The 18366-nt window shown below is 44.0% G+C and carries 14 protein-coding genes; 6 read left to right on the top strand and 8 right to left on the bottom strand.

The window, feature by feature from the left end; translation table 11 throughout:
• Positions 1-180 precede the first annotated feature (180 nt).
• On the bottom strand, positions 181-2763 hold the full coding sequence (locus A3EU_RS0119305) for a M1 family metallopeptidase (protein WP_020537843.1): 2583 nt from the start codon (positions 2761-2763) through the stop codon (positions 181-183).
• A gap of 63 nt (positions 2764-2826) precedes the next feature.
• Positions 2827-3615 (bottom strand): alpha/beta fold hydrolase, encoded by a 789-nt coding sequence (locus A3EU_RS0119300; RefSeq protein WP_020537842.1) that lies wholly within the window; start codon positions 3613-3615, stop codon positions 2827-2829.
• A 352-nt stretch (positions 3616-3967) separates the two neighbouring features.
• Between A3EU_RS0119300 and A3EU_RS0119295 the strand changes: the two genes are divergently transcribed.
• The gene (locus tag A3EU_RS0119295) at positions 3968-4729 is read left to right on the top strand and encodes an OmpA family protein (RefSeq protein ID WP_020537841.1); all 762 of its coding nucleotides are present in this window, start codon (positions 3968-3970) and stop codon (positions 4727-4729) included.
• Between the two features lie 148 nt (positions 4730-4877).
• The gene (recJ, locus tag A3EU_RS0119290) at positions 4878-6605 is read left to right on the top strand and encodes a single-stranded-DNA-specific exonuclease RecJ (RefSeq protein WP_020537840.1); all 1728 of its coding nucleotides are present in this window, start codon (positions 4878-4880) and stop codon (positions 6603-6605) included.
• On the opposite strand, the gene A3EU_RS0119285 is transcribed toward recJ, so the two are convergent.
• From A3EU_RS0119285 to mce, 4 genes are all read right to left on the bottom strand, one after another.
• Positions 6602-7303, bottom strand: a complete 702-nt coding sequence (locus tag A3EU_RS0119285) for a Crp/Fnr family transcriptional regulator (protein WP_020537839.1) — start codon at positions 7301-7303, stop codon at positions 6602-6604. The genes recJ and A3EU_RS0119285 overlap by 4 nt on opposite strands.
• 144 nt (positions 7304-7447) lie before the next feature.
• A complete protein-coding gene (locus tag A3EU_RS0119280; protein WP_020537838.1) occupies positions 7448-9235 on the bottom strand; it encodes a DNA polymerase III subunit gamma/tau in 1788 nt (595 codons plus the stop codon).
• A gap of 382 nt (positions 9236-9617) precedes the next feature.
• Positions 9618-10400 (bottom strand): hypothetical protein, encoded by a 783-nt coding sequence (locus tag A3EU_RS0119270; protein ID WP_020537836.1) that lies wholly within the window; start codon positions 10398-10400, stop codon positions 9618-9620.
• A 71-nt stretch (positions 10401-10471) separates the two neighbouring features.
• The gene (mce, locus tag A3EU_RS0119265) at positions 10472-10870 is read right to left on the bottom strand and encodes a methylmalonyl-CoA epimerase (RefSeq protein ID WP_020537835.1); all 399 of its coding nucleotides are present in this window, start codon (positions 10868-10870) and stop codon (positions 10472-10474) included.
• Between the two features lie 163 nt (positions 10871-11033).
• Between mce and A3EU_RS0119260 the strand changes: the two genes are divergently transcribed.
• The 4 genes from A3EU_RS0119260 to A3EU_RS0119245 are packed head-to-tail and all read left to right on the top strand — an operon-like array spanning position 11034 to position 15944.
• Entirely contained in the window at positions 11034-12728 is a 1695-nt protein-coding gene (locus tag A3EU_RS0119260) for a tetratricopeptide repeat protein (protein ID WP_156825832.1), read from the top strand.
• Positions 12725-13519 carry a lipoprotein insertase outer membrane protein LolB1 gene (gene lolB1, locus A3EU_RS33095; protein WP_020537833.1) on the top strand — a complete coding sequence of 265 codons (795 nt, stop codon included), beginning with the start codon at positions 12725-12727 and terminating at the stop codon, positions 13517-13519. Before A3EU_RS0119260 ends, lolB1 begins: the two co-directional genes overlap by 4 nt.
• Entirely contained in the window at positions 13500-14738 is a 1239-nt protein-coding gene (locus A3EU_RS33090) for a murein hydrolase activator EnvC family protein (RefSeq protein WP_083937494.1), read from the top strand. The genes lolB1 and A3EU_RS33090 overlap by 20 nt, the downstream gene beginning before the upstream one ends.
• A gap of 48 nt (positions 14739-14786) precedes the next feature.
• Complete coding sequence (locus tag A3EU_RS0119245; protein WP_020537831.1) at positions 14787-15944, top strand: glycosyltransferase; 1158 nt, start codon at positions 14787-14789, stop codon at positions 15942-15944.
• Between the two features lies 1 nt (position 15945).
• Here the strand turns inward: A3EU_RS0119245 and A3EU_RS0119240 are convergent, their stop codons facing one another.
• Both A3EU_RS0119240 and A3EU_RS33085 read right to left on the bottom strand, forming a co-directional pair.
• Positions 15946-16755, bottom strand: coding sequence for a BtpA/SgcQ family protein (locus A3EU_RS0119240; protein ID WP_020537830.1), 810 nt, complete (start codon positions 16753-16755; stop codon positions 15946-15948).
• Positions 16756-16776: 21 nt separating this feature from the next.
• Positions 16777-18048 (bottom strand): zinc-dependent metalloprotease, encoded by a 1272-nt coding sequence (locus A3EU_RS33085; RefSeq protein ID WP_020537829.1) that lies wholly within the window; start codon positions 18046-18048, stop codon positions 16777-16779.
• Positions 18049-18366 lie beyond the last annotated feature (318 nt).

Genomic DNA, 18366 nt, shown 5'->3' with positions numbered 1-18366 from the left:
ACAATTCTGTCAGTGCTTGGCCATAAGAAATATGCGCCCTAATTCCGAAAGGTAAGCCATCGGTTTGGGGAACGAAGTAGACAAAAAAATCCCGAGCACGATAGCACTCGGGATTTTTTGTAGTTGAGGAAATTTTGCAATCCTCTCTGTTTTCTCTAACTATTTCAAACAAAGGGAACATTAAAATTGCTGATAAATCCCTTTTAGCTGTGGATTCGTCTCCGCAACTTTGATCGCTTCAATTGCTTGGTCTATAGCACTAAGCCACTGTGTAGCCAAGGCGTTTTCAGCAAGGCCACTTTTTAGTTCACTCAGAGTTTTGATCGAAGCAATCCGTGCCCAAGGAGATTGGCCCATGTTTGTGCCTATAGCCTTTAGGCGCTTAACTGCTTTTTCAATATTGGCACCTGAGTCGTCAGCAAGGAGCAAGCTACCATAGCTTTCAAAGAAATTTAAAGCACCAAAACCATCCACATTCCCAAGATTTTTATCGAAATAGGGAAGGTATTTTTGATCACTAGATTCAGCATAGATATCACCCACTGTAGCTACTAATTGAGCATTTGTTTCGCTACTCATCTTATCTGCCGCAGCTAACCCTTCTTGAGGATTGAGTTGGTAAAGGCTTGATAATCCAGTAGATACAACGCTATATGGACGGGCATCTATTGCTTTTTCAGCAAGCGTGTAAGCTTGATCATGTCCTATTTCTGTAAGGGCCATTAATGCTGTCGAACGAACCTCAGAATGGTCATCCTCCTCCGCAAGTTTAGCTACCAGTTCCAGCGATACAGAAGAAGAAGTTTCTTCTGATAAACGACTTAATGCCAAAGCTCTGATGCCATAAAAAGGATCTTGTAGTGCCTTTTGGAGAATAGCATCGAAAGCAGGGTAGTTATCTTCCAGTTCATTCAATGCCTGGTAACGATCCAGGAATAGCGGTGCATTCAGGAATTGGTAGGCCAGCTGATCTTGGGTTTTATTGTCTTCCCATTTTGCTAAAATACTCCGCTCTGCATCAAAAATAACAAGGGCAGGAGCAGTAGCTGCGGGCAAGCGAACTTCCTGTTGCCGCTGATTAATCAAAACTTCGTGCCGAACAGGGGCATCCTGGCCAGGAAGATATACGTCAACCTCTGTAAGTAACTGGAAAACAGGAGGCATCTTTCTCCCATCTTGAGTTTGTTTGACTGTCACAACAGCCTCTTGGGTATTTATATCATAACCGTAGTCTATGTTCAAGGTAGGCTGGCCTTCATTCATGTACCATTGATCAAAGAACCAATGGAGGTCTTCTCCGGTTATGTCTTCAAAAGCCATACGGAGCTCATCAACTTCAACTGCTGAATAAGCATTGTCGTGAAGGTAACGCTGTAAGCCCGCAAAGAAAGCTTCGTCGCCGATGGTCTTGCGCAACATGTGTAAAACAGCACCACCTTTATTATAACTGTGGGCGTCGAACATATTTTCTTTATCGGCATAGCCGTAATGAATCAAAGGGTGGATGCCCTCACGAGCAGAAGACAAGTAGCCTTCCCATTCTGCCAACAAATGTTGGTCTGCTTCATCTCGACCGTATTTGTGTTCAAGCCAAAGGTATTCACTGTAATTAGCAAACCCTTCGTTCAATGTCAAATTAGCCCAACTTTCGCAGGTGACAAAATCGCCAAACCAATGGTGGAACATTTCGTGAGCAACAATTTTTTCATTGGTGAGCTCATCAATGAGTTCACGTTCAGTATGTTGTATAAAGTCGCCAAAGATGACACCAGTGGTGTTTTCCATAGCTCCTGATACAAAATCACGCACAATCACCTGAGAATATTTCGACCAAGGGTATTCAGTGCCTGTTATTTCAGAGAAAAAACCGAGCATCTCTGGTGTATGCGGATAGATAGCCTTTGCGTGCTCTTCAAATTCTGGTTCCACATAGTAATTGACAGGCTTACCATTGTAAGGAGCATCTTCAACTTTAGCAAATTCGCCAATAGCTATCATGAAGAGATAAGGCGCGTGTGGTTGATCCATTTTCCAGTAATCAGTACGCGTGCCATTGTCATTCTTTGTAGAAGAAAGTAAAAGGCCGTTCGATAACGTCAGAAAGCGATCCTCTACCGTTAGGTACATCTCCTGCGTACAACGCTCGTTGGGTTTGTCTACTGTCGGAAACCAACGGGAATTATTCTCCGTTTCACCTTGGGTCCAAATTTGTTGAGGCTTGTCGCCTTCTTCTCCTCTTGGGTTAATAAAGAACAACCCTTTATCAGAAGTAATCGCATCACTTCCTCCATCTGGACGTGGTTGCGCTACATAGTCAATAGCCAAGCGAATAGTGTCTACCCTGGTATAAGAGCGGGGTAATTGAATCGCAACTTTACGACCATCGTATTCATAACGGAGGGGAGTACCATCAGTAAATTGTATACTATTAAAGGTAAAGCCTTTGGCATCTAGCTCTACGGTATTCGTAGGGTAGAAGTAAGGAGTGAGTGTTAAATCAGCTTTTCCAAGGACTTCTTCTTTTTCCCAGTTAAAGGAAAGATCCAGTTTTGTATGAAGAATATCAACCGTTCTGGAATAGCTAGGATTATAAAGAGGTAACTCGTAATCTTTTTCGTCTTCGGTGATTGGCGGAGCCGTTACGTATAAAGTGTCGAGTTGACGCTGCTCAAGTAGAGGCTCTTCCATGATCACTACCTTCGGTGTACCACAGGCTACTATTATCAAGCTCAGTAGGCTAATACCGAGAATTTGAAATTTCATATTGGTAAAATTTGGGAGCTAATCAGAATGACAAGTAGCATTGCTACGAGGTAAATATCCTAATTAATGCTGTACTAAAAAGTTATCCAGAAGATCGTTGAAAATAACAGGGTGTTCCATCATTGGAGCGTGCCCGCATTTGTCAACAAAGTGAAGTGTTGAGTTCGGAATGAGTTCGTGGAACTTTTCGCCGACAAAAGGAGGTGTAATACTGTCTTCTTTTCCCCATATCAAAAGCGTAGGGGCTGTTATTTGGGCAAGCTTGTCGCTCAAATTATGGCGTACAGCTGATTTAGCTGTTGCGATAACCCTGATGGCTTTGTTCCGGTCATTGACCGTATCAAAGACTTCGTCAACCAACTCTTTGGTGGCTACTTTAGGGTCGTAAAACGTTCCTTCTGTCCGTACTCGGATGAATTCGTAGTCACCTCGACGTGGGAAAGAATTACCCATTGAGTTTTCAAAAAGACCAGAGCTACCAGTTAAACTAACCGTTCTGACCTTGTCAGGGTGAGCCAGGGTGTACAATAAGGATACGTGTCCTCCTAGTGAATTACCTAGTAGGTGGACTTGATCAAACCCTTTCATTTCTACAAAATCAGCGACGTGATCTACTAATCCTGCCAATGAAACCTTACGTAGAGGTAATTCAAAAATAGGGAGCATAGGTACAACTACATTATACTTTTCCCCAAAATGGTCAAGTATGCCCGAAAAATTACTCAGGGCACCGAATAATCCGTGCAATAACATAATGGTCTCGTCTCCTCCATTAGTTTCCAAATAGCGGAACCTTCCTTCCTCGATAATTTGATATTCCATGTAGCTTATTAAGGCAATAGCTATTGCCATTGTTGCGGTTTTTCCCCTTGTTTGTTAAAATAAAGGAAAAAAAGTGCAATTTTTTGCAAAAATAGTGATTTAAACCCTTTTGCACTAATGTAATATCTAGATAAGCCCTTATATTTGCATCAACGAAAACGATTTCCCCGGTTTTTGTTAAAAACTGAAAATTACACCCCTATGACTGGTTATTCTACCAGTTTTCTTCCACTGTGGATAACTTGGATACGGTAAACTTTGTTTTATTCAAAAATTATGTCTTGCTTTGCAAGCAGTTGTTGTAGTAAACCTAATAACTAATAATTTTCGTTACTCGAACTAAGAGTCAATAAAATTTTTTTAAATCAAACTTACAGAGAACATGCGTTTTATAATCACTGCGTTGATCTTCGTTATGGTAGCCGGTTCTTTCCAGTCTTGCGTATCAAAGAAGAAATTTGATGAATTGCAAGCTGCAAAGACAGCTACTGATCAGGCACTTGCTGAAACCCAATCACAGGTGAAAACCTTAGGGGAAGAAAAAGATGCCCTAGCTGCTGAAATGGCTTCTGAAAAAGCTCGCTTGAATGGCGAACTTAGCAGCCTTCGCACCGATATGACTGCTCAAATTGCTCAGGTTAATGAAAAGCTGAACATGACAGAAGCAGAATTGAAAGCCATTAAGGATGAAATTAATGGTATGTTCGCCGCTTACACGGATTCTGGCCTGACAATGGAAGAGCGCGATGGTCGCTTGTACCTTGTAACTGAAGAACCAGTAAACTTCCGTAACAGCTCTTCTAGCTTGAACCGTGATCAGCGTAATGCTATCGACGCAATGGCTGAAAAACTGAAGGCTAACCCTGCTATCAAAGTATTGGTAGAAGGATACACTGATGACAAGCAATTCGCTGCTGATGCTGGTACCGACAACTGGGACTTGAGCTACGCACGCGCCAAGTCTGTTGCTAGCCGCTTGATCCGCAAGGGTGTAGACGCTTCACAGATTACTATCGCTGGATATGGTGAAAACATGCCTGTTGGTGATAATGCTACCAAGGAAGGTCGCGAGGCTAACCGTCGCACTTCTCTTACGCCTAACCCAGATATGGGTGGCTTGTTGAAAGCAGCTGGTGGCAACTAAGATTTTGCTTTTATAACTTACTGATACCAAAGGCAAAGCCGGGTTTGTGAAAGCAAATCCGGCTTTTGCTTTGTAGAATAACCAGTAATGTAAAGAGAATGTTATACCTTAGTTGTTTAAGCAAAAAAGAATTCGCTAACCTTCCGACATGCAAACCCCCGTTTGGCTGCCTGTACCTTATGCCCCGGAAAAAGCCGGTGAATTACAGCAAAGACTGGAACTCAACCCGGCCTTATGCCAGCTTCTTGTACAAAGGGGGGTAGAAAGCGTAGTAGCCGCGGAGGCCTTTTTTAAGCCAGAATGGGAGCTACTCCACGACCCTTTCCTAATGAAAGACATGGAGAAAGCCGTGGGCCGACTGGATATGGCGATCAACCGAGGCGAAAAAATTCTCATTTATGGAGACTACGACGTCGATGGCACAATGTCGGTTTCCTTCCTCTATCAATTTCTTTTGGATCAAGGCCATCGGGCTGTTGATTTTTATATCCCTAATCGATACAAAGAAGGTTACGGTCTTTCAGAAGAAGGGATAAGTTATGCCGCAAACTCAGGGGTAACTCTCCTTATTACGGTTGATTGTGGTATTCGAGCCCAGGCTCCTGTAGATAACGCGCGAAGCCAAGGGATGGATGTAATCATTTGTGATCACCACCTGCCCGGAGATGAATGGCCTTTTGCTTCGGCTGTTCTCGATCCTAAGCGACCAGATTGTAATTATCCTAACCCTAATCTAAGCGGTTGTGGTGTCGCTTTCAAGTTGGCCCAAGCTATGCTCCGGCATTGGGGAAAGTCAGATACAGAACTTCAGCGATTAAGCGATTTTGTAGCTATAAGTATCGCTAGTGATGTCATGCCAGTGGTAGGCGAAAACCGTATTTTGGCTACTTATGGCTTACGACAATTGAATACTACCCGCAAGTTTGGCTTACAAGCACTGCTAAGGGTAACAAGCCGTCGTAAACCTTTTAGAATCAGTGATATTGTATTTGGAATTGGCCCCATTATCAACGCCTCTGGGCGTATGGCGGATGCTGGCTTGGTAGTAAAGCTAATGCTGGCGACCACACGAGCGAAAGCCAAGGACTATGCCGAACAACTGCGCGAACGCAATGAACTTCGTAGAGAATATGATAAACGCACCGCTGACGAGGCTCGCGAAGATGTAGAGGATAATCCTAATTGGAAAGCTCAGAAAAGCTTGGTGCTTTATCAACCACACTGGCACAAAGGGGTCATTGGAATTGTAGCGGCTCGTTTATCGACCGATTTTCATCGGCCTACTGTTATCTTGACAAAGTCAGATGAGGTGCTGGTAGGCTCAGCTCGTTCAGCAGGAAATGTTGACCTGTTTGGCGCTATTGAATCATGCGAAGATTTGTTGCTCAGTTTTGGTGGCCACACCAATGCAGCGGGCTTATCAATGAAAGAAGAACATTGGCCCGAATTTGCGAAGCGTTTTGAAGCAGCGATTGAAGAGCTTATGCCCGAAGATGGGCTACAGCCCAAAATAGAAATAGCGGCTACCCTGAATTTGGCACAGATAACAACTGATTTTTATAATGTACTCCGGCAGTTTGCGCCTTTTGGCCCAGCCAACCGGAACCCTGTTTTCGTGAGCACAAACGTAAAAGCGTTTGGCCCTATTGATTTACTGAAAGACGAGCACGTACGCCTTCAGGTTAAACAGGAAACGGGCGCCCCCTTGCATGTCATTGCATTTGGAATGAAAGCGTATTATGAACTCTTTGCTCAGCACGAAGAATTCACCATCGCCTACTCTATAGAAGAAAATCATTGGGGCGGAAAGAAAAAGCTACAGTTGATGATCAAAGATATTGACTTTACCGGTGAGAAATGGCCGGTCATTACCTAGATACCCATCTCTTTTTTGAGCAAATCCATATCTCGTACCAGTAAGCGTTTACGGTCAAATGTTAGTACATTGTCGCTTCTCAATTCATTAAGAATAGTGGTAACCGTCTGTCGTGAAGTGGCTGTTAGGTTAGCGATTTCCTGGTGTGTCATGAATTTCCGGACGACCACCTCATAACCAACGCGCTGGCCCTTCTCCGTAGCCAAGTTGAATAAAAATTCAATAATACGGGTACGGCTATCTTTAAACACCAAAGACTCCAGGCGTTTTTCCATTTGGAGTACACGCCTCCCCATAATCTTCATGAGGAAAAGGCTAAAGCCATTGTATTCTCGCATCAGTGACCTTATTTGCTCCATGGTGAGTACACAAGTGGTGGTTTTCTCCATAGCAAAGGCGAAATCACGGCGTTTTTCCTGGCGCTCACTGATGATCGATAATTCTCCAAAAACTTCGCCGGGGCCAAGGATGGTTTTGGTAATTTCTTTACCATCTTCTCCATAGGTACCAATCTTTACACGCCCTTCAAAGACAAAATATACCTTGTCAGCGTCTTCGTCAGGGAGGAAGATGTACTCTCCTCTTTTAAAATTTCGATGTGTTTGTAGGTCCAATGCACCGCCTTCCACTTTCTTTGGGCAAAAGATACCGCTGACATCTACATTTTCAAGGTGCCACAAGCTGTTAGTCGGTTCCATAAAATGTACTGAATAATTAATGAGAGGTACTAAAAAAGGGATGCTTCCTTAGTAAAAGCGATTTTTACGAAAGAAAGTTTATTTGAGATGAAAGATGAGTATTAAATCAATGCTTATATATGCATTGTGAGAAAGCAAACCCTCCTATTCATCTGGCCGCAAGCCAAAGCGCTTTACCAAGTCTTTTACTGCCGGGTTTTGCTCGGCCATCATTAGGTATTTTTCGCGAGCGTTGAGTGTTTTGGGCTTTAACTTTACCTCTTCCTTACGCATACTGGCATCTACATCTACCTTTAACATCAGGTCTGGGGCCATGAGTTGCTTGCGTAATGTTTCGGTGAGGTCATGTTCTTCACGAATGGCACTTTCTACCAAAATAGAACCCACCTTAGCAGTGATGGTCATGTCTTCCAATGAGAGTTCCACGCCTTGTAACTGAAAACGTAGGCTATCACGCTCGACGGATGCTGCGTACCGATCCCAAGCTTTTTGTACGTCGTTGAGCTTGAGTTCATCAACGGTTTTTACCACAATCTTATCTTCCTCCTTGAGCTGAGCCAGTATATTGTTCACATTAGCTTTCCCCATGGTATTAGCTTTTTCCTTGATGGGGATGGGGGCTGCCGTTGGTGGAGTTTCACTCAGAGTGGTTGAGGAATTAGCCTCTTTGTTGGGGGCTACAGTAGGGGCTTGTTCGCCTTTTTCCGAACTAGATGGTGGTACGGTTCCTATGGAAGGTACATCGGCAGCATTAGCTATAGGGCTGCTTACGCTCGCGTCAGGCGTTTTTTTTTCCTGTGCTGCTGGGGCTACCTGCGGTTGATCAGCTATACGGAAGGCTCTTCCTATACTTGCCATTTTTATGAGCGTCATCTCCACATGCAGCCGCTTATTACGGGCCAGCTTATAATTGAGGTCACACTCGTTGGCGAGGTTTAAAGAGGTCAAGATAAAATCACTGCCACTCAGGCGAGCCTGTTGCTGGTAGCGATCTCTGAGGGTGTCACTGGCATCGAGCAGACTGAGGGTTTGCTCGTCTTTGCATACCAGGATATTACGTAAATGCTCGGCGAGGCCAGTGACGAATAAATCGCCGTCAAAACCTTTTCGTTGGATATCATCGAAGATCATGAGTGTTTGCTGCAAATCTTCGGTCAAGAGGGCGTCCACGACCCGGAAATAATAATCGTAATCGAGAACATTGAGGTTGGTGATAACATCCTCATAAGTGATTTGCTTCCCCGAAAAGGAGACAATCCGATCAAAAATAGAAAGCGCATCACGTAGTGCACCATCTGCTTTTTGAGCAATGATATGCAAGGCATCTGCATCTCCCTTAATGGCTTCCTGCTCGCAGATACCTGCCAAATGAGCAACCATATCCGGTGTCTGGATACGTTTAAAATCAAAAATTTGACAACGAGAAAGGATGGTAGGAATAATCTTATGCTTCTCCGTAGTGGCCAAAATGAAAATGGCGTACGACGGCGGCTCTTCCAGCGTTTTCAGGAAAGCATTGAAAGCCGCCTGCGAAAGCATGTGTACCTCATCAATAATAAACACCTTGTACTTTCCCTGTTGCGGTTGAAACCGTACCTGTTCAATCAGCGCCCGAATATGTTCTACCGAGTTGTTACTCGCCGCATCCAGCTCCGTAATATTGAAGGATGCATTTTGACTGAAGGAAACACAGTTGTCACAAGTATTGCAAGGCTCAAAATCGCTGGTAGGATTTTGGCAATTTAGCGTTTTCGCTAAAATCCGGGCACAGGTTGTTTTGCCTACCCCTCTTGGTCCACAAAAAAGAAAAGCATGAGCCAGGTGATCACTCTGCAAAGCATTTTTGAGGGTTAAGGACACGTGCTGCTGTCCCACCACTTCATCAAAGCGCTGAGGACGATACTTACGGGCCGAAACAACAAAATTACTCATAGAGGATACTTGCTTTAGGGATGAGGAAATAAATAATCAAAGATAGCTAATAAAAATAGGTCTTGATCCAGGCCCAATATTCGTAACGATTTTTAAAAACCCAAACGATAATTGCAAGGGTAAAGAAGAGCACAATCAGCTTGGTATTTCGCCAAGTGACCGCATTCTTTTCTCTGGGAGTTCGGTAATCCCTTTTTCTACTTTGGTACGCCATACGGTGAATCACTTCATTTAACATAAAGAGCAAAAAAATGGGTAAGCCCAAGGTGAATAAACAGCCTATTCCAAAAGTTTTGCTTTGCAAGTCAAGCATTCTGCTTTGTTGCTACAAAGGTACTGAAAAGAGACTACTAAGAGCCCTAGTTACAGTCGGCACTTTTGCTTATAAATTATCGTAAAAAGTGTAGCGGCGACTCATCCTCATTTTTCCAGGAATCTTTTTTTCTCGCCCATTGGACTTGATTTCGTAAGTCGAAACGGAAGTAAGCTCCAATAAGCCCGTATCATTGTATTTATTTTCCGAGACAATACGTAAACACGCTTCGTTTTCCTCCGCTTTGGTGGCATCAACGAATAGTATTTTTTCTGATTTCATATCTCGCCCTTGTTCGTCGTAATAGTAATAGGTAGTACTAGGAAGCATCCAACCAGAGCTGGTGGTACGCATTATCTGCGCCTGCTTGTTGTATTCGTAATCAACACTAACCTGGGGAAGCAAGTGATCTACTCGTCGGTAGCCAGCTTCCACTCCGAGCTTATTTTGATATTGTCTCATTTGGATCAACTGTCCTTTTGAGTTGTAAAAAAAAGAGTCTACTTCCACGTTTTCCCTGAGTAAATCCCTTCCTTTACGCATAGATACGAGCTGATCCCCTCCGTTGTAATCGTAGATTTTCTTACTGATCCTCACTTTATTGTTCAGGTGGGTATGAATAATCACAGAGTCGAGACGATCATCCCCGGAATAATAATTGAATGTTTGGGAGGAAACTCCCGCAATGACGGTATAGGTAGTGATCAACCCATCCCTGTATTCGTAGCGGATATTATCTTCCCTACTAAGTATTAATTCTTTCACCTGATGATCTCTCATCGTGAAAATGATTGATTTGTCCTGGGCTGTTAATAAGAAAGGAAATAGAAAAAACAGAATTAAAGGTTTCATTTTGTGGTTTTTTAGGTTCATAAATAGATACCTAACACCACCAAAATCTTACCCTCCGGTTTTAACTTTCTTTACTCAACAGGCTGGCACAATTCTACCAATACCCCATTCGCAGACTTAGGATGTACAAAACAAACCCACATATTATCAGCACCTCGCTTAGGTTCTTCGTTGAGTAAACGAAAGCCCTGTTCTCGAAGGCGCTCCATCTCCGCACGGATATCTGCTACCCGAAAAGCCACATGGTGAATACCTTCTCCTCGTTTTTCGATGTATTTAGCAATCGCGCTTTCAGGGGCGGTAGCCGCCAGCAACTCGATCTTGGATTCCCCCGTTTGAAAAAAGGAAGTCATCACTTTTTCACTTTCTACTTCTTCAGCCTTGTAAGGCTCCTTGCCTAGTAGTGTAGTATACAATTCGTTGGCGGCCTCCAAGTCCTTTACGGCGATGCCGAGATGTTCAATTTGCATTAGTTTATCTCATTTTTTTGCAAAGATAACATCTCTAAAAATTAACTTCCAGGCGCAGGCTAATAACCAGAAAGGAATTTTCGTTGTTCTTAAATAAGTGTCGGCTGAGTTATTACGCCAATACACTGTAAATTTGTATCTTCTATTAAGATAACCCACTGTTGTGAGTCGAACTATTCTACTACCCTTGTTGATGTTTTTGTCCATAAGTACGGTGCTTGCACAGGAGCAGGTGACTGAAGAAGAAGTAAATCGCGAAAAGCTTTTTATCGAAGCCAACCGCGAAAAACTTTTGGGCAACTATGACAAAGCTGTCAGTATGCTCCGCGAGTTGTACCGTCAGGATGGTGATAATGCTGCTGTGGCCTACGAACTAGGACGACTGCTGCATGCCCAAGGAGAGATCGAAGACGCCGTTACTTATCTAAAGTCTGCAACTGACCTGGCTCCTGATAACGAATGGTACCTCAAGTTTTTGGCAGACATTTACCAACAAGAAGGGCGCAACGCCGAAGGTGCAGCACTTTATGAATCGCTGGCTAAGAAATCTCCTGATGACCAATATACCTACTTTCGCTGGGCTTACTTTTTGGTCAAAGCCCAAGAGGTAGATAAAGCCATCAAAGTATACGATGATTTGGAAAAGGCGATAGGGTTCAATGAAGAAATTGCCCGCCGCCGGCACACCTTATTCTTAGGTTTGGGGGATACCAAACGAGCAGGCAAAGAACTTGAGCGCCTGGTGGAGGTTTACCCCAATGTATTAGAATATAAGCACATCTTAGCGGCATTTTATGATACGCAAGGAGATAAGACTGCTGCCCGTAAGGTCTATGAGCAGATTGTCGTTCAAGATCCTAAGGATGCCAAGGCACAATTAGCGCTGGCCGGTGGTTCCAATATACAGCAAGACGAACTACGTTATCTCGCAGAATTGCGACCTGCTTTTGAGCGCAGTGATGTAGAGGTTGATTTGAAAATAGGTAAGCTTTATCCCTTTATCACAATGGTTGCTGAAACAGGTAATAAAGTTATTGCCGATGCTGCGCTTGAGTTGACGACCATCATGGAAAGCGTACACAGTAGTGATGCTAAACCATTTTCTGCTGCGGGTGATCTTCTTTACCATTCGGGGCGGCGGAAAGAAGCTATTGAGAAATACCGGGCTACCTTGGAACGTGATGAAAATGTGTTCCCCGTATGGGAACAATTATTAACCGCCCTTTATGAAGTAGGTGACGGAGTCGGGCTATATGAAGCAGCGAACGATGCTTTGGATGTGTTCCCAAACCGCGCCGTTATCCAATATTATTTGGCACTGGGGGCCGACGCGACCAAGCGCTATGAGGAAGCCCTGGATGCTACGAGTATGGCAACCATGATGAGTGGCCGAGATCAAGCATTGCGTGGAGAAATACAGGCAATTGAAGGCCAAATATACAGCCATCAAGGAGATAATGCCGCTGCTGCTGCCGCATTCAAGCAAGCTTTGGAATTGGCACCAGCGTCATCGGACGTGAATTACCGTTATGCGGAATACCTCTTGGAAAAAAATGAGCTAAAAAATGCGAAGGCTGCAGCCGAAAGAGCGGCAAATCAAATGCCTTATCATCCCTATTATACGAATGGATTGGCTAAAGTGTATTACCAAGACGGGCGCTACGAAGCAGCAGAAGAATGGAATACAAAAGCCCTCTCCAATGGAGCCGATTATTGGCCTGGAGCTTTAGAGTTGGCAGGAGATATTCAATTTCAATTGAAACATACGGAACAGGCCGTGTCTTTTTGGCAGCAAGCCAAGGCACTAGGAGGAAACAGTAAGCGTTTAGAAGATAAAATTGCAAATAGGAGTTTATGATTTCATTACCAGTATTTCGCTCGTTTTTAGGTGCCTTTATTGTATTGACCCTTGTATTAAGCAGTGGGTGTAATACGAATAAGAAAGTAACCGAAACGGCTACTATTGATCGTCCGCTAGGGCCTGCGGATTATATCAGTGTTTTTGCACAAAACCAGGTGCAGGCAGAATGGCTTAATGGTAGTGCCCGCCTTTCTTTCGACGACGGCGACATGTCCATTGGCGGTACCGCAACCATCAAAATGCAGAAAGGTAAAGCCATCTGGATGAGCGTGAAAAAGTTTGGTTTTGAAGTCGCACGAGCGATGGTGACACCAGATTCACTTTTTATCTTAGATCGTTTCAATAAAGAATACGCTGCGGAGCCTATCAGTTATATTTCCGAGCGGTTTAAGTTGCCCGCTGATTTGGCAATGCTGCAACAGATATTACTGGGTAATCCGGTTTTCCTAACGCAGTACACGCCCAAGTCTAGTATGGAAGAAAATATCCTCCGTTGGTCTGCTGAAGATGAAGATGCCCGCAATGACTTCTGGTTTTTGTTGCCCGGTTATCAACTGGATAGGATGGAGGTACAACAAGGAGGAAATGCTCGTTCGTTGGCGATTCAGTTACTGGATTATCAGGATGCAGGTACCAACCGTGATTTTTCTTACCTTCGTAAAATTGCTGTCAATAGCCGAGAAACGGGTAAGGCAGACATAGAAATAGAATTTACTCAAGTTGAGCTCAACGTTCCCACCAACATCGATTTTAGTGTACCTCCACGCTATGAGAGGATGTCTAAATAGCGCCCTGCTACTGGTACTTATTGTATGCAGTACAGGTGGGGTCTTGTCCGGACAGTCAGCGGATGCACTCAAGAACAAACGGGCAGAATTAATGGCAGAAATTAATGCCAATAACCGCCGTTTGGGGGATACTCGACGTAATAAGGCCGCTACTGTAGAGCAGTTGGCGCTATTGCAACAGCAGATCCGTAAGCGAGCAGAACTCATTGCTACATTACAGCAGGAAATTACTTATACAGATGCCAGCATCATTCGTACCAACGAAGTCGTACTTGCACTCAATGAAGATGTAGGGCGTCTTCAGGAAGAATACAGTCATCTGGTGCGGGCGGCTTATCGTAGTCGATTGCAAAATACATGGCTTAGTTTCCTTTTATCTTCCCGAAGCTTTAACGAGGCATTCCGTAGGTGGCAATACCTTCGGCAATACCAGCGATTTCGCAGCCGGCAGGCTCGTTTGATTGTTGCTACCCAAAAGTCTTTACAGGCTAAGTTGACCCAACTGGAAGTACGCCGTACAGAGAAAGAAAGATTGTTGCAAACCGAGGAGAACCAAAGGGTGGCCATCAGTAGAGAAAAAGGTGCTCAGGATCAGTTGCTGACGAAACTAAATAAGAGCGAAGCAAATATTCTGACAGAAATCAAGCAACAGGAAATTGCTCGCGAAGAACTCAATCAAGCCATCGAGCAATCCATTGCATCGGAGATGGCCAGAATCAGGAAGGCCGAAAGAGATAGGGCAACCACTGCCACTACCTCTAGCACTACTACCTCTACGCCCGCTTCGAGCAATGTTGCTACACCCGGAGTAAGCAATGAAGCGAGTAATTTTTCTAGTCAGAAAGGGCGTTTGCCCTGGCCAGTAGAGGGCGAAATAGTAAAACGTTTTGGCCGACAGCCTCATCCTACCGTGAAAGGGGTAGAGATTTCTAATAATGGTATTGACATCGGTATCAAAACCAACACGACAGTTAAAGCAGTAGCGGCTGGTACAGTGGTAAGTACCCATTTTGTTCCTGGTTATCGCAATATGGTATTGGTAAGGCACGGTGATTATTATACCGTATACTCCAATTTAGAGAGTGTAAATGTAAGTAGCGGAACAACTCTTTCTACAGGCCAAGCGATAGGTAATATCAGTACCCAGGCCGGAGAACTTCACTTCGAATTATGGCGTCAAAAAGAACGCCTGAACCCCGAACGCTGGATTAGTAAGTAAGGTAGCTTTCTGGTCTTTGTTCCTGATCCGCGGTTTAAATTCCTAAAAATGGATGCAATACCAAGTACTGTGTACCTTTTACTAAGTACCGTAGTGCTGTATGGTACACTGGCATTAAGTCTGTTGTACCCTCTTTTTTTATGGTGGATTGCCAAAACGTGGAAAAAAGGAAAAGTAGCCTATCATAATTTAGTGCCATGCACTACAGAACCTCCCATGGTATCTGTCGTTGTTCCTGCCCGCAACGAAGCGGCCAATATAGAGGCTTGCCTCCGTTCTATACTAAGTCAGAATTATCCCTCGGATAAAATAGAAATTATTGTAATTGATGATGATTCATCAGATAATACAGCCGAGATCGTTGGACGGGTGGCAGGTGCGCGATTACACTTAATTTTTCAGAGAGGGAACAAGGAGCACGGTAAAAAATCTGCACTAAAAAAAGGGATTAAAAAAGCTCAAGGAGAACTGATTGTTACGACCGATGCTGATGTCATCNTATCAAAAGAATGGCTGAAAGAAATAGTATCTGCCTGGCAGGGAGGTGCGAAGATGATATTGGGGCCCGTGCAAATGAGTGGCCCTCCTACCCTACTTACTGCTTGGCAAGGGCTTGATGTTTGCGGTACGATGTTACTTACAGGAGCTGCTGTTTATCAAAAGCGTCCCCTTTTGGCGAATGGAGCTAATCTTGCGTTTTCTAAGACCTACTTTCATGAACTGGGCGCCTATCAAGGGAATGAAAAGTTGGCTTCAGGGGATGATATTTTCTTATTGCAAAAAGCAGTAAGTAAAGACATAAAATCTATTAAGTTCTTATTCTCTAAATCAGCAGCTGTTCTTACGGATACAGAAGGTAGTTGGCAGAAGTTATTTTGGCAGCGACTGCGGTGGGCGGGAAAAACGGGTGCTTACCGCGATCCATATCTTCTTGTTTTTCAGGCCTTGGTGTTTTTCCTTTGTTGGGGTATGATATTGTTGTTGCCACTGCTCTTTTGTAATCCGCTATTGGTGGGATTCATATGGCTAGTGAAATTATTTGGAGAAGGATTTTACCTCAGGTTTGCTTGTCGCGAAATGGGTGATGACAAGTGGCTGAGATGGTTATTCCCAGTACAATTGATTCATCCTTTTTATATTGTGCTGATTGGAACACTAGCTTTATTACCGCTTTCTTTTTATTGGAAAGGGCGGAAAGTGAGATAGACTACTTTGCTAAAGCGGTGACCATTTTCTCCACCCGTTCAGGATCCAGTTCATTAGCCCAGTACCCTTCTTTTTTTAAGGCTGACCCTACAATAAAAGCATCAGCAAAAGGCAGATATTGTTCCACGTTTTCCGGACTGATTCCTGAACCTACCAGAAGCGGAAGCTCCGGACATGCTTTTTTTACCGCTGCTAGATCTTCGGGTTTTGCCTCGCTGCCAGTAGCTGTTCCTGTAACAATTAAGCCATCGGCTCGAAAAAAATGAGCAGCTTTGGCCGTTTCAGCTAGACTAACATCGGCAGTAGCTGCATGAGCACTATGCTTTTTTTTGATGTCAGTAAAAATAGCAATATGTTCCGCCCCGATATTTCTGCGGTAACGGAGCAGGTCGGCAGCATCGCTATTCATCCAGCCTTCATCAGCGAGGTGGCCAAAAACAAAACCTTCTGCCCGGATGAACTGAAGATCAGCGGCCAGCGCCACAGCTAACGCAGCTTGATTAGCACCAGCTAGAACCTGAATTCCACAGGGCAAGTGCGGCGCAATAGTTTTCACGGCCAAGGCTACAGCCGTCATGCTACTCACTATTTCGGGCCCAACCGTTCGAGCAGAATAAGGGGTGTCGTGCATGTTTTCTAAAAGGAGCACATCTACCCCGGCAGCAGTCAGCAACTCGGCCTCTTCCTGTACTTTTTTTAGAACAGTAGGCCAATTGTTGCGATAAGCCGGTGTACCCGGCAAAGCCGGAACATGAATCATCGCTATCAATGGCTTGCGATGAGGAAAGGTGTCTGATAAAGAAAAAGACATAAAAGAAGGATTTGGGTTTGATTATTGCACTATAAATTTTCCGCTTTGTGAACCATCATTAAAAATAGCCGAATAATAGTAGATGCCAGCAGGAAAGCTGCTAATATCGACGGTAGTTGATGATGCTTGAGTTAAGGAAGTAGACAAGACCTTTCCTTGAACATTATAAATGAATAACTGCTGTGGTGGTGCATTGAAACTAAACTGGATAATATCACGAGCCGGATTAGGAGATATGTGTACAAAGTTCCTATCTACTAGAGTAGTCGTAGGTACTACATCAGCACAACCTGTTGCGATTAAATTTTCTTCCGACCAAAGCGTAATTCGTGAAGGGAGTTCCAGTGCTGCGGTCATACGGTCTACCTGCCCTTGCGTAAACATCTTTTTACAATCGTGATTATAATCCATGTAGTTAGAGCCATTGGTAGCCAGCTCGCAACTGAAGTCGTTATTATAGCAACCTTCCAACTCTATGGAGCCACCTTGTGTCGGAGGAGTATCATCTACCTCATCACCTATGGAAGAGCAGCCGTAGCGGAACGTATGGTGTAAGTTGAGCCAGTGGCCTACTTCATGAGTGCCCACGGAAGCCCATTCCTGACCGTCTTCCAGTTCTGAATGAGCACCATACCCCCAGCGGATAGAACTATAGGTAATTCCGGCGTAGCCGTCGTCAGATAAGACGGTGCTGGGGAGATTAGCATAGGCTGTAAACAAAGATGGAGAGCCGTTGGTGTATTTAGGAAGATAAATGTTGAGGTACTTATAGTTGTCCCATGAATATTGTGTTAACTCTATCTGGTTGAGCATCGCTTCTTCATTGTCATAATAAACGACACCTGTAGTAGGGTTGCCATCAGGATCAATAGAAGCCAGACAAAATTCAATATCTAAACTGGCTTTGATAGTGTCGAAGGCCGGGTCGATGGTATTCCAGTCAGTGTTCCAGCCATTGAAGTCGGTATTAATAACATCGAGGCCCGATTGCAATTGGTCCATGTCCAGGTAAGCATCATCTCCATTATGAAATACGTGTAACACTACTGGGATGGTATAGCTCGCATTTACACTTGATTGGTTGCCGTTTAGTCGGTTTTGCTGTATTTCTGCGACTCGCGCCTGGATGAAGTTTTTATTAGCGGCCAACGTTTCTTCTGTATTAGGGTCGTATAGTAGCATGCGTGCCTTAATGTCTTCATAAGAACAGGTCGTGAAATTTGGTGTAGTCTGAGCGAAAATGATGGGGCTTGCTGCTGTAATAAACAGTAAAAAGAGTGATAAGTATTTCATGGAGAAGAGCGTTTAGTTGCTGCTGTGCGGAATAAATTAAAGTTAGGAAAATTCATCCAAATTCTTTTTGTATTGATATTAGCATAGCAGCTTGTCGTTAAGAAGCCGTTTGATCTGGACTATTAGGACCCCGGAATTTTTCGTATCTCTGTGCTTAAGAAACCTCGAAGAAGCAGGAAGCTAAATCGCGTTTTATTTTCTGCGCAATACTAAGAGCTTGTTGGGAAATTTAATTTGGTGAAAAGGAAATAGTTAAAGTATTCGACGGAAATAGGTTGGTGCTTCCTGATTTTCAAGGATTTTCGAACCTGCCGTCGA

It is taken from the genome of Lewinella cohaerens DSM 23179 (genome assembly GCF_000379805.1).
In the GTDB taxonomy this organism is placed as follows: domain Bacteria; phylum Bacteroidota; class Bacteroidia; order Chitinophagales; family Saprospiraceae; genus Lewinella; species Lewinella cohaerens.
Note: the sequence above shows the minus strand (reverse complement) of the source record. Positions and strands in the feature narration are given on the sequence as shown.

Excerpts from the sequence above, each read along its gene's own strand:
- A3EU_RS0119270 (WP_020537836.1), bottom strand. The coding sequence starts at position 10,400 with ATGAAACCTTTAATTCTGTTTTTTCTATTTCCTTTCTTATTAACAGCC.
- A3EU_RS33090 (WP_083937494.1), top strand. The coding sequence starts at position 13,500 with ATGAGAGGATGTCTAAATAGCGCCCTGCTACTGGTACTTATTGTATGC.
- A3EU_RS0119295 (WP_020537841.1), top strand. The coding sequence starts at position 3,968 with ATGCGTTTTATAATCACTGCGTTGATCTTCGTTATGGTAGCCGGTTCT.
- A3EU_RS0119305 (WP_020537843.1), bottom strand. The coding sequence starts at position 2,763 with ATGAAATTTCAAATTCTCGGTATTAGCCTACTGAGCTTGATAATAGTA.
- A3EU_RS0119240 (WP_020537830.1), bottom strand. The coding sequence starts at position 16,755 with ATGTCTTTTTCTTTATCAGACACCTTTCCTCATCGCAAGCCATTGATA.
- lolB1 (WP_020537833.1), top strand. The coding sequence starts at position 12,725 with ATGATTTCATTACCAGTATTTCGCTCGTTTTTAGGTGCCTTTATTGTA.
- A3EU_RS0119300 (WP_020537842.1), bottom strand. The coding sequence starts at position 3,615 with ATGGCAATAGCTATTGCCTTAATAAGCTACATGGAATATCAAATTATC.
- mce (WP_020537835.1), bottom strand. The coding sequence starts at position 10,870 with ATGCAAATTGAACATCTCGGCATCGCCGTAAAGGACTTGGAGGCCGCC.
- A3EU_RS0119280 (WP_020537838.1), bottom strand. The coding sequence starts at position 9,235 with ATGAGTAATTTTGTTGTTTCGGCCCGTAAGTATCGTCCTCAGCGCTTT.
- recJ (WP_020537840.1), top strand. The coding sequence starts at position 4,878 with ATGCAAACCCCCGTTTGGCTGCCTGTACCTTATGCCCCGGAAAAAGCC.
- A3EU_RS0119285 (WP_020537839.1), bottom strand. The coding sequence starts at position 7,303 with ATGGAACCGACTAACAGCTTGTGGCACCTTGAAAATGTAGATGTCAGC.
- A3EU_RS33085 (WP_020537829.1), bottom strand. The coding sequence starts at position 18,048 with ATGAAATACTTATCACTCTTTTTACTGTTTATTACAGCAGCAAGCCCC.